The 16,186-nt window shown below is 71.2% G+C and carries 10 protein-coding genes and 1 pseudogene; 6 read left to right on the top strand and 5 right to left on the bottom strand.

The window, feature by feature from the left end; translation table 11 throughout:
- Positions 1-67: 67 nt before the first annotated feature.
- Complete coding sequence (locus Sfulv_RS23080; RefSeq protein ID WP_173316434.1) at positions 68-1,450, top strand: FAD-dependent oxidoreductase; 1,383 nt, start codon at positions 68-70, stop codon at positions 1,448-1,450.
- A 28-nt stretch (positions 1,451-1,478) separates the two neighbouring features.
- On the opposite strand, the gene hemE is transcribed toward Sfulv_RS23080, so the two are convergent.
- Positions 1,479-2,552 (bottom strand): uroporphyrinogen decarboxylase, encoded by a 1,074-nt coding sequence (gene hemE / locus Sfulv_RS23075; RefSeq protein WP_173316433.1) that lies wholly within the window; start codon positions 2,550-2,552, stop codon positions 1,479-1,481.
- A gap of 91 nt (positions 2,553-2,643) precedes the next feature.
- On the opposite strand from hemE, the gene Sfulv_RS23070 reads away from it, so the two are divergent.
- The 5 genes and pseudogenes from Sfulv_RS23070 to Sfulv_RS23050 all read left to right on the top strand — a co-directional run bounded on the left by Sfulv_RS23070 (position 2,644) and on the right by Sfulv_RS23050 (position 9,240).
- Entirely contained in the window at positions 2,644-3,312 is a 669-nt protein-coding gene (locus tag Sfulv_RS23070; RefSeq protein ID WP_173316432.1) for a DUF3000 domain-containing protein, read from the top strand.
- 208 nt (positions 3,313-3,520) lie between these two features.
- A complete protein-coding gene (locus Sfulv_RS23065; protein ID WP_173316431.1) occupies positions 3,521-4,183 on the top strand; it encodes a helix-turn-helix transcriptional regulator in 663 nt (220 codons plus the stop codon).
- A gap of 119 nt (positions 4,184-4,302) precedes the next feature.
- The gene (locus Sfulv_RS23060) at positions 4,303-5,577 is read left to right on the top strand and encodes an HRDC domain-containing protein (RefSeq protein WP_173316430.1); all 1,275 of its coding nucleotides are present in this window, start codon (positions 4,303-4,305) and stop codon (positions 5,575-5,577) included.
- Positions 5,578-5,894: 317 nt separating this feature from the next.
- Positions 5,895-7,115, top strand: a complete 1,221-nt coding sequence (locus tag Sfulv_RS23055) for a thiolase family protein (protein ID WP_173316429.1) — start codon at positions 5,895-5,897, stop codon at positions 7,113-7,115.
- Positions 7,112-9,240: pseudogene (locus Sfulv_RS23050) on the top strand (3-hydroxyacyl-CoA dehydrogenase NAD-binding domain-containing protein). The gene Sfulv_RS23055 and the pseudogene Sfulv_RS23050 overlap by 4 nt, the downstream one beginning before the upstream one ends.
- Before the next feature lie 66 nt (positions 9,241-9,306).
- Here the strand turns inward: Sfulv_RS23050 and Sfulv_RS23045 are convergent.
- The 4 genes from Sfulv_RS23045 to Sfulv_RS23030 form a co-directional block, all read right to left on the bottom strand.
- Positions 9,307-10,698 (bottom strand): GDSL-type esterase/lipase family protein, encoded by a 1,392-nt coding sequence (locus Sfulv_RS23045; RefSeq protein WP_173316428.1) that lies wholly within the window; start codon positions 10,696-10,698, stop codon positions 9,307-9,309.
- Positions 10,699-10,719: 21 nt separating this feature from the next.
- Complete coding sequence (locus tag Sfulv_RS23040) at positions 10,720-12,816, bottom strand: glycosyltransferase family 4 protein (protein WP_173316427.1); 2,097 nt, start codon at positions 12,814-12,816, stop codon at positions 10,720-10,722.
- On the bottom strand, positions 12,813-14,480 hold the full coding sequence (locus tag Sfulv_RS23035; protein ID WP_246353196.1) for a stealth family protein: 1,668 nt from the start codon (positions 14,478-14,480) through the stop codon (positions 12,813-12,815). Before Sfulv_RS23035 ends, Sfulv_RS23040 begins: the two co-directional genes overlap by 4 nt.
- 92 nt (positions 14,481-14,572) lie before the next feature.
- Positions 14,573-16,183 carry a sugar phosphotransferase gene (locus Sfulv_RS23030; protein ID WP_173316425.1) on the bottom strand — a complete coding sequence of 537 codons (1,611 nt, stop codon included), beginning with the start codon at positions 16,181-16,183 and terminating at the stop codon, positions 14,573-14,575.
- Positions 16,184-16,186 lie beyond the last annotated feature (3 nt).

The raw sequence follows: 16,186 nt of genomic DNA, 5'->3' as shown, positions 1-16,186 counted from the left end.
CGCAGGCCACCCACCCCGCACGACGCCGTAGCGTGGGCCACCGGCACGCACGGCGAAGGGAGCTGGCATGGCAGCGGAGCGACTGGTCGTCATCGGGGGCGACGCGGCGGGCATGTCCGCCGCGTCGCAGGCCCGCAGGTTCAGGGGACCCGACGAGCTGGACATCGTCGCCTTCGAGCGCGGCCACTTCACCTCGTACTCCGCCTGTGGCATCCCGTACTGGGTGGGCGGGGACGTCGGGCAGCGGGACGACCTCATCGCCCGTACGCCCGAGGAGCACCGGGAACGCGCGATCGACCTGCGGATGCGCACCGAGGTGACGGAGATCGACGTCGCCGGGCAGCGGGTGCGCGCGGTGGACCGGGACAGCGGCGAGGCGTCCTGGACGGGTTACGACAAGCTGGTGATCGCGACCGGCGCCCGCCCGGTGCGCCCGGAGCTGCCGGGGATGGACGCCGCCGGTGTCCACGGGGTGCAGACCCTCGGCGACGGGCAGGCGCTGCTGGACTCGCTGGACCGGGCGCCGGGCCGGCGCGCGGTCGTCGTCGGCGCGGGGTACATCGGTGTCGAGATGGCCGAGGCGATGCTCAAGCGCGGCTTCGAGGTCACGGTCCTCAACCGCGGGCCTCAGCCGATGTCGACGCTCGACCCGGACATGGGCCGCCTGGTGCACGAGGCGATGGACGGTATGGGCATCACGACGGTGAGCGGCGCCGAGGTCACCGGAGTCCGCACCGGCCCCGACGGCCGGGTCACGGCCGTCACGACGGACGGGGAGACCTATCCGGCCGATGTGGTGGTGCTCGGCATCGGCGTCACGCCGGAGACGGCGCTTGCGGGTGCGGCGGGCCTCCCGCTCGGGAGCCACGGCGGCCTGCTGACGGACCCCTCGATGCGCGTCATGGGCCACCAGAACATCTGGGCGGGCGGCGACTGCGTCGAGGTCCTGGACCTGGTCTCGGGCCGCCTGCGCCACATCGCGCTCGGCACCCACGCCAACAAGCACGGGCAGGTGATCGGGGCGAACGTGGGCGGCGGCTACGGGACGTTCCCCGGAGTCGTAGGGACGGCGGTGAGCAAGGTCTGCGATCTGGAGATCGCCAGGACGGGGCTGCGCGAGAAGGACGCCGAGGCGGTCGGGCTGCGGTTCGTCACCGCGACGGTCAAGTCCACCGGCCGGGCGGGCTACTACCCGGGGGCGCGGCCGATGACGGTGAAGATGCTCGCGGAGTACCGCACGGGCCGGCTGCTGGGCGTGCAGATCGTGGGGCGCGAGGGGGCGGCGAAGCGGGTGGACATCGCGGCGGTGGCGCTGACCGCACGGATGACCGTGGACCAGGTGACGGCGCTCGACCTCGGCTACGCCCCGCCGTTCTCACCGGTCTGGGACCCGGTCCTGGTGGCGGCCCGCAAGGTGAACGCGGCGGTACGGGAGGCCGGCTCGGCCTGACGTGCCGCCGCGTTCACCCTGCGGACGGTCAGCGCGCCGTCCGGGTGTGGACGTACTCCACGAGGCGGGTCAGCGCGTCGGGGTCGGTCGTCGGCATGACGCCGTGGCCGAGGTTGAAGATGTGGCCCTCCAGACCGGCGGCGGCGTCGAGCACCTCGCGGGTCTTGGCCTCCACGGTCCCGGTGGGGGCGAAGAGGACGGCGGGGTCGAGGTTGCCCTGGAGCGCCTTGCCGGGGCCGACCCGGCGTGCGCCCTCGTCCATCGGGACCCGCCAGTCGACGCCGACGACGTCCGCGCCGGCCTCGCCCATCAGCCCGAGGAGTTCACCGGTGCCGACACCGAAGTGGATGCGTGGGAGGCCGTACGGGGCGACGGCGTCGAAGACCTTCGCGGAGGCCGGCATGACCGAGCGCCGGTAGTCGGCGGGGGCCAGGGCCCCCACCCAGGAGTCGAAGAGCTGGACGGCGGACGCGCCGGCCTCGATCTGCACCTGCAGGAAGGCGCCGGTGATCTCCGCGAGGCGGTCGAGCAGGTCGGCCCAGAGCTCCGGGTCGCCGTACATCATCGCCTTGGTGCGCTCGTGGTTGCGGGACGGGCCGCCCTCCACCAGGTAGCTCGCGAGAGTGAACGGCGCCCCGGCGAAACCGATGAGCGGCGTGGCCCCGAGCTCCGCGGTGAGCATGCCCATGGCCTCGGTGACGTACGGGACGTCCTCGGGCGTGAGGTCGCGCAGCCGGGCCAGATCGGCGCGGGTGCGGATCGGCTCGGCGATCACCGGGCCGACGCCCGGCTTGATGTCGAGGTCGATGCCGATGGCCTTGAGCGGGACGACGATGTCGCTGAAGAAGATCGCGGCGTCGACCTTGTGGCGGCGCACGGGCTGGAGCGTGATCTCGGTGACGAGCTCCGGCATCATGCAGGAGTCGAGCATCGCGATGCCCTCGCGGACCTTCAGGTACTCGGGGAGCGAGCGCCCCGCCTGGCGCATGAACCACACCGGGGTGTGCGGTACGGGCTCGCGACGGCACGCCTTGAGGAACGCCGACTCATGGGTGGCGGATGGCTTCGTCTGCTGGCCCGGGGGGCGATCGTTGGCACTCACAACAGGAATCTTCGCACGACACCGTAAGGAGCTTGTGCCGCCCGGGTGTCCCTCCCTGCGCGAGGCTCCGGTTCCGCCTACTCTTCCCCGCATGGCTCCGGCTCAGGGACAATATTCCGATCATTCCGATGGCGCTGACAGCAAGGACAGTAAGGACAGCAGGGAGGAGGCATCCGTCCCGCCCGCGTTCCGGTCGGCGGTCGACGCGTTGCGCTCCGCGCGGCTGCGCCCAGAACTGGAGGTCGAGCCGACGAGGCCGCCTCAGCGCCTCGCTCCGCACGCGTACGCCCTGGAGGCGGCGGTCGTGGACGGCGAGGACGATCTCGCCGACGGGCGTCTCGTACTCCTGCACGACCCGTCCGGGCACGACGCCTGGCAGGGCACCTTCCGTCTGGTGACGCTCGTACGGGCGGAGCTGGAGCCGGAGATGGCGGCGGACCCGCTGCTGCCCGAGGTGTGCTGGTCCTGGCTGACGGGGGCGCTGGACGCGCGCGGACTGTCGTACGGGGAGGCGGGCGGCACGGTGACGCGCGCCGGGTCGCACTACTTCGGCGCGCTCTCCTCGCGCCGGCCCGCGACCCAGATCGAGATCAGGGCCTCGTGGACGCCCCGTGAGGGGCGCGGCGGGGTCCCGGACGCGGCGGGGCACCTGGTGGCGTGGAGTGAGCTGCTCTGCCAGGTCGCCGGTCTGCCGCCCTCGGGGATCTCCGACGCGACGGTGGTGACACTTCCTCAGCGGCGCGGACCCCAGGTTTCGTAACACTGCGTCACATTGCTCGCACATGCACCGGCTCTCTTTTCGTACAATCGATCGCGTGTCCTATTTGCCCGAATTGTTACTCACCAAATCGTGATCTTCCTCTAAAGGAGGACGGGCCTGCTGCCGAAGAGGTCAATGACCCTTCAAGCACGGTTCGCCCCGGCTTCATCCCCGAGCCGGCCCGTCCCGCCACTCCCCAGGAGGCCTGGTGTCCGTTCTCCTTGAGCAGCCCGCAAGCCTGGTCGCCTACCGCCCGAACAAGCCGACGGCCATGGTCGTCGTCGCCGACCCCCGTGTCCGTTCCACCGTCACCCGGCACCTGTGGGCACTCGGAGTTCGTGACGTCATCGAGGCGTCGTCCATCGCGGAGGCCCGTCCCCGAATCGGCAACCCGCGCGACATCTGCGTTGCCGAGGTCCACCTGCCCGATGGTTCCGGGCTGACCCTGCTGTCCGAGACCCGAGCCGCGGGCTGGCCCAACGGCCTCGCCCTCTCCGCCGCCGACGACATCGGTGCCGTGCGCAACGCCCTCGCGGGCGGCGTGAAGGGCTACGTCGTCACCGGCACCCGTACGAACATCGGCCACCCCACCCGCCCCGGCGTCGCACCGATCGGCGCCAACGCCGCCCGTATGCACCGCCGGCCTCCCGGTTCCCCGAGCCACCCGGGCGGCTACCGCGAACTGTCAGGCCGCGAGGTGGAGGTGCTCCGCCTGGTCGCCGAAGGCCAGTCCAACAAGGCCATCGGCGTCTCGATGGGCCTCTCCGCCCTGACCGTCAAGTCCCACCTCGCCCGCATCGCCCGCAAGCTCGGCACCGGAGACCGCGCAGGAATGGTCGCCGTGGCCCTGCGGACGGGCATCATCCACTGACCGCCACTCCCCCGGCCGCCACGTGCACGGATGCGGCCCCGGCTGGAATACGCGCATCGGCGCCCGTCGACGGATCATTCCGTCGACGGGCGCCGTGCATACACAGATACCCTTGACATGTGACCGACGCCCAAGAGACCGCAGAAGACACTTCACTGCGAACCACCGGGGGCGCTCCCCCGGACGACGTCGCCCCGGCGCCGATCCCCTTGCTCGAACCGCGCGAGGGCATTCCCCCGGTGGTGGCGTCCGACGACGCCCTGGCCCAGGTGGTCTCCGCCTTCGCCGCGGGCACCGGCCCCGTGGCCGTCGACGCCGAGCGCGCCTCCGGGTACCGCTACGGCCAGCGCGCCTACCTCGTACAGCTGCGTCGCGAGGGGGCGGGCAGCGCTCTGATCGACCCGGTGGGCTGCCCCGACCTGTCCGGACTCGGCGCCGCCCTGTCGGGCAGCGAGTGGATTCTGCACGCCGCGACCCAGGACCTCCCCTGCCTGCGCGAAATAGGCATGGTCCCCACCGGGCTCTTCGACACCGAGCTCGCCGGACGGCTGGCGGGCTTCCCCCGGGTCGGCCTCGGCGCGATGGTGGAGAGCGTGCTGGGTTACGCGCTGGAGAAGGGGCACTCCGCCGTCGACTGGTCCACCCGGCCGCTTCCCGACCCCTGGCTGCGCTACGCCGCCCTCGACGTCGAGCTGCTGATCGACCTGCGCGACGCCCTGGAGGAGGAGCTCGACCAGCAGGGCAAGCTGGAGTGGGCACGGGAGGAGTTCGAAGCGATCGCCTCGGCCCCGCCCGCGCCCCCGCGCAAGGACCCGTGGCGCCGTACGTCCGGCATGCACAAGGTGCGCCGCCGCCGTCAGATGGCGGTCGTCCGGGAGCTGTGGAACACCCGGGACGAGGTGGCGCAGCGCCGGGACGTCTCGCCGGGCAAGATCCTCGGTGACGGCGCGATCGTGGAGGCGGCCCTGGCGCTCCCGCTCACCGTGCAGGCCCTCACCGCCCTGCCGGGCTTCGGCCACCGGATGGGCCGCCGTCAGCTGGAGCAGTGGCAGGCGGCCGTCGACCGGGCCAGGGCGCTGCCCGAGTCCGAGCTTCCGCAGCCGGGCCAGCAGCTCGCCGGTCCGCCGCCGCCGCGCTCCTGGGCGGACAAGGACCCGGCGGCCGCCGCGCGTCTCTCGGCGGCCCGCGCCGCGGTGTCCGAGCTGGCCGAGCGGCTGAACATGCCGCAGGAGAACCTGATCACCCCGGACACCGTGCGCCGGGTCTGCTGGGAGCCGCCCCAGAACATGACGCCCTCCTCGCTGGAGGACACGCTCGCCGGTTACGGGGCGCGACACTGGCAGATCGAACAGGTTTCGCCGCTCCTGTTCCGGGCGCTGAGCACCGACACCTGACCTGCCCCCCTCGCGAACACCCACACCCCTGGCCTCCGGCCGGGGGTGTTCCGCTGGTGGGGGCGGGGCAGGGAGCGGCCGGATCGCCGTCGCGGAGGGGCGAAATCACGCCACGTTGACGAGGTCGCGGGGACGGGCCCCGCCGGGCGGGCATCATCACTGCCCGTGACCGTGGGGCGGGGTCCCGACGTGTGACGTTCGACGCTCCGGTGGTGGGGGGTGGGCAGTCTGGTTACCCGCAAGTAGCATGAGGGCGGCGGCGCACTTCCCAGCGCGCCCCGCAGCAGTGCCACCCCGCACCCTGGAGGAGAGCCACCGTGCCTCGTACCATCCGGGATGTCGTCTTCGTCGACGGCGTCCGCACCCCGTTCGGCAAAGCGGGCCCCAAGGGCATCTACCACGAGACCCGCGCCGACGATCTCGTCGTGAAGGCCATCCGGGAGCTGCTGCGACGCAACCCGGATCTGGACCCCGCCAGGATCGACGAGGTCGCCATCGCGGCGACCACGCAGATCGGTGACCAGGGCCTGACGCTCGGCCGTACCGCCGGCATCCTGGCAGGTCTGCCGCAGTCCGTCCCCGGCTACTCGATCGACCGCATGTGCGCGGGCGCGCTGACCGCCGTCACCTCGACGGCCGGCTCCATCGCCTTCGGCGCGTACGACGTCGTCGTGGCCGGCGGTGTCGAGCACATGGGCCGCCACCCGATGGGCGAGGGTGTGGACCCGAACCCGCGCTTCGTATCGGAGAAGCTGGTCGACGAGTCCGCCCTCTTCATGGGCATGACCGCGGAGAACCTGCACGACCGCTACCCCACGATCACCAAGCGGCGCGCCGACGAGTACGCGGTGCGCTCGCAGGAGAAGGCCGCCAAGGCGTACGCCGACGGCAAGATCCAGCAGGACCTGGTGCCGGTCTCCGTGCGCCGCACCAACGCCGAGGCCGGTGAGACGGGCTGGGGCCTGGTCACCGCCGACGAGCCGATGCGCCCGGGCACCACGATGGAGTCCCTGGCCGGTCTGAAGACCCCGTTCCGCGCCCACGGCCGCGTGACCGCCGGTAACGCGGCGGGGCTCAACGACGGCGCCACCGCCTCGCTGCTCGCCGCCGAGGACGTCGCCCGCGAGCTGGGCCTCCCGGTCAAGATGCGCCTCGTCTCGTACGCCTTCGCGGGCGTCGAGCCGGAGGTCATGGGCTACGGCCCGATCCCGGCGACCGAGAAGGCCCTGTCCAAGGCGGGTCTCTCCATCTCCGACATCGGTCTCTTCGAGATCAACGAGGCGTTCGCCGTGCAGGTGCTCGCCTTCCTGGAGCACTACGGCATCGCCGACGACGACGCCCGGGTGAACCAGTACGGCGGCGCCATCGCCTACGGCCACCCGCTGGCCTCCTCCGGCGTGCGTCTGATGACGCAGCTGGCCCGCCAGTTCGAGGAGCAGCCCGAGGTCCGCTACGGCCTGACGACCATGTGCGTCGGCTTCGGCATGGGCGCGACCGTCGTCTGGGAGAACCCGAACTTCAACGGAGGCAGCAAGTGAGCACCACCACTGAGCTTCTGAAGGGCGCGGCCGAGCTGTTCCCCGGCGAGGTCGTCACCCAGGCGCACGTACGCCACCTCGACCTCCCGGCCGGTGCCGGCAGGTTCGCGCTGATCACGCTCGACAACGGCCTGGACCACACCAAGCCGACCACCTTCGGACCGCAGTCGCTCGCCAACCTGGACGCGGCGATCGACCAGGTCGAGAAGGAGGCCGCCGACGGCGCGATCACCGGTATCGGCATCACCGGCAAGCCGTTCATCTTCGCGGTCGGCGCCGACCTCAAGGGCGTCGAGCTCCTGAAGGAGCGCGAGGACGCGCTGGCCATCGGCAAGGGCGGCCACGACGTCTTCCGCCGGCTCTCCGGCCTCGCGGTCCCGACGTTCGCGTACTACAACGGCGCGGCCATGGGCGGCGGTGTCGAGGTCGGTCTGCACTGCACGTACCGCACCGTCTCCCGGGCGCTCCCGCCTTCTCGCTGCCCGAGGTCTTCCTCGGCCTGGTTCCCGGCTGGGGCGGCTGCGCACTGCTCCCCAACCTGATCGGCGCCGACCGCGCCGTCACGGTGATCATCGAGAACTCGCTCAACCAGAACCGCCAGCTCAAGGGCGAGCAGGTCTTCGGGCTCGGGATCGCAGACGCGCTCTTCGACGGCGCCGACTTCCTGGAGCAGTCGCTCATCTGGACCGCCGCCGTGCTCGGCGGCACGCTCACGGTGGAGCGCCCCGACGTCGACCGCGGTGACGCCTGGGACCAGGCCGTCGCCCGGGGCCGGGCCATCGCCGACGCCAAGGTGCACGGGGCGGCCCCGGCCGCGTACCGCGCGCTGGACATCATCGCCGCGGCCAAGGACGGCGACCTCGGTGCCGGTTTCGACGCCGAGGACCAGGCCCTCGCGGACCTGATCATGGGCGGCGAGCTGCGCTCCGGCATCTACGCCTTCAACCTGGTGCAGAAGCGCGCCAAGCGCCCGGCAGGCGCCCCGGACAAGGCGCTGGCCCGTCCGGTCACCAAGGTCGGTGTGGTGGGCGCGGGCCTGATGGCCAGCCAGCTCGCCCTGCTCTTCCTGCGCCGCCTGGAGGTCCCGGTCGTCCTCACGGACATCGACCAGGCACGGGTCGACAAGGGTGTGGGCTACGTCCACGCCGAGATCGAGAAGCTGCTCGGCAAGGGCCGCGTCAACCAGGACAAGGCCAACCGCCTCAAGGGCCTGGTCTCCGGCGTGCTGGACAAGGCGGAGGGCTTCTCCGACGCCGACTTCATCATCGAGGCCGTCTTCGAGGAGATCGGCGTCAAGCAGCAGGTGTTCGCGGAGGTCGAGGCGGTCGCCCCGGCGCACGCGATCCTCGCCACCAACACCTCATCCCTCTCGGTCACCGAGATGGCGTCGAAGCTGAAGAACCCCGAGCGGGTCGTCGGCTTCCACTTCTTCAACCCGGTCGCGGTCCTGCCGCTGCTGGAGATCGTCCGCGGCGAGCGGACCGACGACGCCTCGCTGGCCACGGCCTTCGGTGTCGCACGGAAGCTGAAGAAGACCGCGGTGCTGGTGAAGGACGCCCCGGCGTTCGTCGTCAACCGCATCCTCACCCGCTTCATGGGCGAGATCCAGAACGTCATCGACGAGGGCACCCCGGTCGCCGTCGCCGAGAAGGCCGTGGAGCCCCTCGGTCTGCCGATGTCCCCGCTGGTCCTCCTGGAGCTGGTCGGCCCCGCCATCGGCCTGCACGTCTCCGAGACCCTGCACCGCGCCTTCCCGGACCGCTTCACGGTCTCGGAGAACCTGGCCGCGGTGGTCAAGGCCGGCAAGCGCGGCTTCTACGTCTACGACTCCGGCAGGCCGGAGCTGGACCCGGAGGTCGCCGCGCTCCTGAAGCAGGGCGACGTCGTCCTGAGCGAGGAGCAGGCCCGTGACCGCGTCCTGGACGCGGTGGCGCAGGAGATCGGCCTGATGCTGGACGAGGGCGTCGTCGCCGAGGCCCAGGACATCGACCTCTGCCTGATCACCGGCGCGGGCTGGCCCTTCCACCTGGGCGGCATCACCCCGTACCTGGACCGGGCGGGCATCTCGGAGCGCGTCAACGGCAGGAAGTTCCTGGCACCGGGCGTGGCGAGCGTTCCCGCCTAGTCGGGAGCGGGTACGACGACGGGCCGGCCGAGACGTCATCGGCCGGCCCGTCGTTCTGCCCTCCGGTCACCAGGTACCGGTGAACGGCCGGTGGTCGCACGCCTCGCCGCACTCCTCGCGGGAGCTGCCCGCCGCGCGGATGCCGCTGTTCTCCGGGACGCCGACGACCTTGAACCGTACGGTGGCGGGAGCGGACTCCTGAGCGCCGAACAGCGCGATGACGTCGACGGCGTGGTGTCCCGCCCGCCAGCGGTGGGCGTGGGTGTAGTGCCACTCGCCCTTCTCGTCGGCGGCGGTCGCGCCGATCAGCCGGCCGCCCTCCATCAGCACGACCTTGGTCGCGCCCTGGGCGCGTCCGGCGAAGCGCACCTTCGGCCCCGTGAACGTGTTCTCCTTCGGCGCGGTGATGACCGTGGGCGCCACCTCGGCGATCACCTGGAAGTGCTGCTCGGCCCTGGCCGAACAGCCGTCCGCCCGGAGCCCGACGCACTGGACGACGTGGTCCCCCGGAGCCCACTCGACCGCGCGGCGCCACATCCACTGACCCGTGCCGCCCACCCCGGTTCCCCCGATGTACTGCCCCTGCTCGAAGAAGAGGAGGTAGTTGGTGCCGGGCGCGGCGGTGCCCGACAACTTGGTCATGGGGCCCACCCTGGCACCCGTCACCGGGCGGGCGAAGCTCGGTGCCCCGCCGCTGGGCCTGGCGTAGTGCAGGGCGGATTCGGGTGACTGGACCGTGAACTCGTGCGAGACCGGGGGCAGCCCCTCTGGTTCCATCAGCGCCGCTATGTCCACGTCGGCCCGGCTGAGGACCGACCGCTCGACGAGGCCGGCGACGAGCAGGCGCGCGACCTCGTAGGCCCCGGGGTGGTTCAGATGGCTGGAGTCGATGTTCCCGTCCGGGTGCAGCGGGTGCTCACCCGCGTCCAGCCAGCAGAAGTACTGGCGCAGCCGGGTCGGACCGATCCTGGACCAGAGACTCATCGTGATGCCGGTGAGGTCGATCAGGGGGACGCCTCGCTCCGCGGCGACCTCCGCCATGGCGCGCGGGTACTCACCCCGGGTGTTCTTCACCTCGCCGGAAGCGGAGAAGGCGTAGCGCGCCGTGGGAGTGACCATGACCGGTACTCCGCCCTCGCTGCGGATGTAGTCCGTGAAGAGCCCGAGGAGTTCCTGGTACTCGGGCACCGGGACGTAGCGCGAGCCGTTGTGGATCATGTGGTCCACGCCGCCGAACCCGAGGAGGACGACGTCCCCCGGGTTCATCCGGTTGAGGAGCCCCGCGAACCGTTCCGTGTAGTACTTACGCGTGGTCATCGCGCTGCGGGCGTAGTTCGCGACCTCGATCGGGCCGACGAGCAGCTCCTGGATCTTCTGCCCCCAGCCGGCCATGGGGGCCTCCTCGTCCGTGCGAGGCGCCGGAACGGAATCCCCGAGGACAAATATCGTGCGGTTCATTTTATCCCCATTCAAGGAGTTCTAGCGGTCGACGACGTTCATGGCCATGGCCCCTGAGGCGGAGCAGTACGGGCGCACCCGGACGGGCCTGGCCGGGTGGACGCACACGAACTCCGAGGTCTCGTCCCCCACGACCGGCACAGCGGGGTACACGAACGTGCCCTTGACGTCGGGGAAGTCCTCCAGGAGATGGCAGACGCGGATCTTGCGCCAGCTGTCCGGGGAGGGCTGGAGCCACCAGTCCCAGTCCTCCCAGCGGTCGAGGCGATGGTCCACCACCCTGCGGAGCGGCACTTCGGCGCGGAAGGTGTTGTCCGCGAGCACCTGCACGGGCACGGTGAAGTTGGCCGGGTACGGCCCGCGCCTGCTGACCACGAAGAGCGCACCGGGCTCGATCCGGCTCGCCCCGCAGAGGACGCCGGTGAGCGTGATCCCGTGCTCGTCGACGTCGACGGCGGTCGACTCGACGTGGTCCTGCCGCAGAACCGTACGGAGCATCAGCTTTCCGTTCGGCTGGGCGTAGGGGAGGTTCCAGCCGACCGGCGCCGGCCGGGTGCCGGCGAGGACGGCCGCCCTGGCCCCGATCAGCTTCCGCGTGTCCCGGATACCGGCCTTCATGTGGACGGTGGCCGACTTGGCCGAGGTCATGGTGACCCGCCACCTGCCGTCGCCGAGGTCCATCAGGGCGGAGGGTGTCAGCGCGGCCGTGTAGCGCGTGCCGCCGTTGCCGAGCGGTCTGCGGGTGGTGCGCAGAGCCATGTCCGGCAGCCGCTTGCCGTCCGACGGGTTGTGCCGGAGGACGAACTGCCAGCGGTGCTTGCCGTCCTGCGGGCCGACGGCGGAGAACCTCAGCCAGCCCGCGTCGTCGGCCGCGACGTCGGCCGTCGCCGCCGCGATCGAGACGGGTGGCACGGTCGGCTGCGCGGTGAGGGCAGTCGTGGGCCTGGTCGGGACGCGGTAGCCGCGGTCCAGGGTGGACCGCCGGAGCGCGGCCTCCTCGAACAGCTCGACGTAACGTGCCGCGACCGCCTCGGGGTCGTAGCGCGCGGAGTTGCGCAGGGCGGCCGCGCCCATGCCGCGGCGGAGCCCGTCGTCGGCCATCAGCGTCCGCAGCCCTTGGGCGACGGCCTCCGCGTCCTCGGTCCTGACCAGCAGGCCGTCCTCCCCGTGGCGCAGGATCTCGCGCGGTCCCACGGGGCAGTCGGTGGACACGACGGGCAGTCCGCACCGCATCGCCTCCACCAGCGTCATGCCGAAGGACTCGGCGCTGGAGGTGACGGCGGCGATCGATCCCTTGGCCCATTCCGACTCGATCGGCGAGAAACCGCCCATGAGCAGGGCGCGTCCGGCCAGCCCGAGTTCGGTGGTGAGCGCCCGCAGCCTGGCGGCCTCCCCTCCGTCGCCGTAGATCCGCAGCTGCCAGTCCGGGAACTCGTCGGCGAGCATGCCGAACGCGCGGAGCAGCAGGTCGTAGCGTTTGACCTGGTGCATGCGGCCCGCGCTCACGATCACCTTGTGTGAGCCGTCCGCGGGCGCGACGACAGGACGGGGCACGCTGTTCGGAATGCCGATGACGGGGATACCCGGAACCGGGGTGTTCTCCAGGAACGAGCGGGCGTCGGCGTCCGTCACCGTCGTCACGGCGTCGAGCCGGGGGTAGAAACGGGCCATCTCGGCCCGGACGGCCGGCGGAATCGCCAGATGTGTCATGTGTTCCTGGGCGACGCGCAGGGCGGAGTCCCGGGTGTACCGCGCGACGAACAGGTTCAGGCTCGGCCTGGTGCCCACCACCACGTCGGCGGCGGTCCGGCCGAGGTCCTGGATGATCCTCGCGTCGGTGAACCTGCTGTACTGGGCGTAGAACTCCTCCTGGCGCGGGACGACCTCGCTCGGCTCGTCACTGCCCGGCGCCTTCACGTCCGCCGATCCGGAGCGCAGGTCCACCAGGGCACGGACCTTGATGCGCGGGGAGATCTCGAACTTCGTCGCGGCGCTGCGCCGGAAGACCGAGACGATCTCGACCTCGTGCCGGACCGCCAGTGCTTCGGCGAGATTGATCACCGTACGGTTGGTGCCGCCGATGCCGTAGACGTTGTTGATCAGGAACGAGACCTTCACCGGGCCTCACGTTCCTTCCGCTCGAACGGGCTCGGCACGGGGAAATAGGCTTCCAGGAAGGCGTTCAGCATGAGCGTCTGCCGGTTCACCTCGAACGTGTCGGAGACCGTGTCGTTGATGCAGAACGCCTGCCGGTCACGCCGGTTCAGCAGGATGCCCAGCCGTCTGGAGATCTCCGGCTTCGCGAGGTCGAGGTAGGCGAAGCTGATCTCCGAGGGCACGGCTCGTCCTGTGAAGTACGCGTAGTAGTGGTAGAGCGAGGACGGTATGGAGATGTCGGTCGCGCTGCGGAACCTGCTGTGCGAGGTGCTGTGGTGCGCCCCGGCGAACTCCTTCTCCATCTCGAAGAGGACACTGCGCCGCAGGGCGTACGGGGCGTGCCGGAGCTTCTGCACGAGGGCGGACCCGAAGTTGTCGAGGATGATCTTGCGGTTGTTCTTGCCCGCGGCGTCGACCGGGCGGTCCCCGACCGTGAGCCCCCATCTGGGCACCTGTGAGGGGGAGAAGAAGGTCCGGGTCATCCCGTTCGACAGGAAGAAGTCGCCGGGCGTGGTCGGACAGCCCAGGAACATGTCGTCGTTGAAGTACAGGAAGTGCTCGGACAGGCCGTCGATGTGATGCAGCTGGCTTTCGATGGCGTGGGAGTTGTACGTCGGCAGCGCGGCCGGATCCTGGAAGATCTCCGTGTGGTCGACCACGGTGAGACGGGAACTGCGCAGGCTGAGCCAGTCGGGCCGCTGCCGGTCGGTCACCAGGTAGACATGACGGACCCAGGGCGCGTTCTGCTCCAACGCCCGCAGGGAGTAGCGGAGTTCGTCCCGGCTGATGTACCGGGCGGCGTTCGCAGACTCGGTGTGGTAGCCCCCGTCGCTGAACCGGGCACGGCGCCGCTGCCACTCCGGGGCGGCCCCGTCCACCCAGGTGTAGACGACGTCGACGGGGAAACGCACGTCCTCCGGCAGCACGTCGGCACATGCCTCGACCGTGCGCACCGACTGCGTGCGGCGCGTGTGCAGGGCGGCGAACCCGGTCAGCCGGCTGACGGGGACGCTGACACGCGGTTCGTCCAGGGCGATGTCCTCGGTGACGCGGTTCGGCCTGGGCGCGACCAGCCGGCCGTCCTCGGTACGCCAGAACTCGATGTCGCAGCCGTACCGCAGGCCCAGCACGAGCGAGTTGCCGGGATCGGCCCACACCATGCCGGTGCGCAGCACGCGGGCCCGGCTCCCGGTACGCCGGGCCCGGACGGAGCCGCAGAGCGATGAGCTCCCGACGAGCCGTTCACCGGAGCAGGCGGAGACGTATACCGGCGCGGTGAGGCGGGTCGTCGCGAGGGCGGCCACGACACGTTCCCGGTCCTGCTCCGAGACGCCGAGGACGGACCTGAAGTCGGAGTTGCCCCGGACGGCGAAGTAGTCGATGCCCGCGTCGTCGAGCAGCGAGACGATCAGCTCCAGGTTCGCCTCCCGCAGGCCCAGCGGGGAGGCGGTGGCGCGCACGAGCGCGATCATCCCTCCCCGGCCCGAGAGGACCGCCAGGCTCTCCGAGGCACGGAAGAGATGGGGCCAGCGGCGTCGCGCCGTGCGCCCCCGGGCGAACCTCGCCGCCCAGGTGATGATGTGAAGGCGCCGCAGCAGCCCCTTGAGACCGGTGCGCAGGCGCATGGGAACCAGTCGGGCCACACGACGTCGCAGGGAGCGGGGAACGAAAGTGCGGTACACCCCGACGACAGCGGATGCCTCCGGATTACTTGTGCTCACGTGTACGTGCCCGGGTCCTCTGGATAGCCGTGCTCGAACGGACTCGCCACGGGGAAGTAGCGGCGCAGGAAACCGACGACCGCCCTGCTGCCGCCGTGGCTGAGCGCCTCATCGCTCCCGAGCCCGAAGAAATGGAGTTGTTGCAGGTCACGGCGTGCGAGGAGCCGATCGAGCTGCAGCGTGATGCCGGGAAGGGCCGCGTGCACGACGGCGGTCGTCTCGCCCGAGGGATCGGCGAGTCCGTGCGCGAACGCGAAGTGGTGGGCCAGCCCGTCCGCCGGGTGGGCCCCGGGGAGCCTGGGCTGCGTCTGCCCGTCGGGAGAGGGCTCCGCCGCCGCCCCGCTCTCCGCGAGCCCGCGCAGGACCGAGCGGGTGTAGGGCTGCGGCCCCGGCGCGAAGGTCTGGGTCACGGCACGGCCGGTCGCGGAGTACGCGTGCCCGGTCCAGGGCGCGAACGACTCCGCCGCCGTCCACATACCCCGCCGCGGCCGGGTCGTGCCGTTGGGCGTGAAGTAGTCGAACGGACGGGTCGGCCGCCCGAGCAGCGCACCCGGACGGAACACGAGGAAGTGTTCCGCGATGTCGGTCAGGAGGTGGAGCCGGCCGTCCGCCCCGTGCGGGGCGGAGGTCACGGCGAGCCGGCCGTCGTCGGCCCTGAGCCACTCCGGCACCGGCGCCTGAGCCACCACATGCACGACATCGACCCAGGGGGCGTACTGGTGGAGGGAGCGCAGCGACGCCCGCAGCAGCTCCTCTCCCCAGGCGCCCGGGTGCTCCCACAGGAGTACGGCGTCCACGGGGAAGGTGATCTCTTCGAGGCGGGCGATGTCGAACTGTTCCAGGGTGACCGAGGGACCCAGGTCACCGTCGATGTCGCAGTAGCCCGAGAGCCGGTCGAAACCGATCTCGATCCCCAGGGCGTCCCTGGACACGACGCGCTGTACCCGGTTGGGGCGGGGCCCCACCAGGCGATCGTGCGACAGGTCGCTGTTGACCGTCCAGAACTCGATCTCGATGCCCTGGTCCTCGCCCACCCAGAGGTTCTCGGTGGGTTCGGTGCGCAGCCAGGTGACCCGGATGGCCTTGGCCTTGGCGTAGTTCTTCCACGCCTTGACGTGGCTCCCCGGGACCAGGCGGGTGTCGTTGTCGACGGGGGCCGCCGACACGACGTATCCGGTGTGCTCCTCCAGCAACGCGCGCAGAACTCTGCGGACCTGCCCCTTGTCCTGCTGCTCCACGGCGAGGCAGATGCGGCGGTCGTCGAGCGCGGGCACCGCGAACCACGGAATGTCGGCGGCGTCCAGCGCCGAGGTCACCAGGTCGTGGTCGAGGCGACGCGCCAGATCGACGGTGAGGCCCTGGTGCACATGCCCTACCCGGCCGTCCGGTGTGCGCGCCCTTCGGTCGGACGCACTGGCGAAGTCGCCCTTGCGGACCATCCGCAGCGCGCGCCGGTGCAGGCGCGCCTCGCGGCGGTTCAGGGTGCGCACCAGGCCGCCCTTGACCTTGCGCCTGACCCCGGGCGACACGCGGTTACCGGCCACCGCACGCACCGGTCGGGGAACGATGCGCTGGTAGACCCTGGCGGCCGAACTCGAATCGGTCATGTC

The organism is Streptomyces fulvorobeus (assembly GCF_013167895.1).
Lineage (GTDB): Bacteria > Actinomycetota > Actinomycetes > Streptomycetales > Streptomycetaceae > Streptomyces > Streptomyces fulvorobeus.
The sequence above is the reverse complement of the archived record's forward strand: the minus strand, read 5'-3'. Positions and strand labels throughout refer to the sequence as shown.

Bases quoted from the DNA above. Each gene is read 5' to 3' on its own strand.
- Sfulv_RS23070 (WP_173316432.1), top strand. From the start codon at position 2,644: ATGGCTCCGGCTCAGGGACAATATTCCGATCATTCCGATGGCGCTGAC.
- Sfulv_RS23080 (WP_173316434.1), top strand. From the start codon at position 68: ATGGCAGCGGAGCGACTGGTCGTCATCGGGGGCGACGCGGCGGGCATG.
- Sfulv_RS23030 (WP_173316425.1), bottom strand. From the start codon at position 16,183: ATGACCGATTCGAGTTCGGCCGCCAGGGTCTACCAGCGCATCGTTCCC.
- Sfulv_RS23045 (WP_173316428.1), bottom strand. From the start codon at position 10,698: ATGAACCGCACGATATTTGTCCTCGGGGATTCCGTTCCGGCGCCTCGC.
- Sfulv_RS23035 (WP_246353196.1), bottom strand. From the start codon at position 14,480: ATGCGCCTGCGCACCGGTCTCAAGGGGCTGCTGCGGCGCCTTCACATC.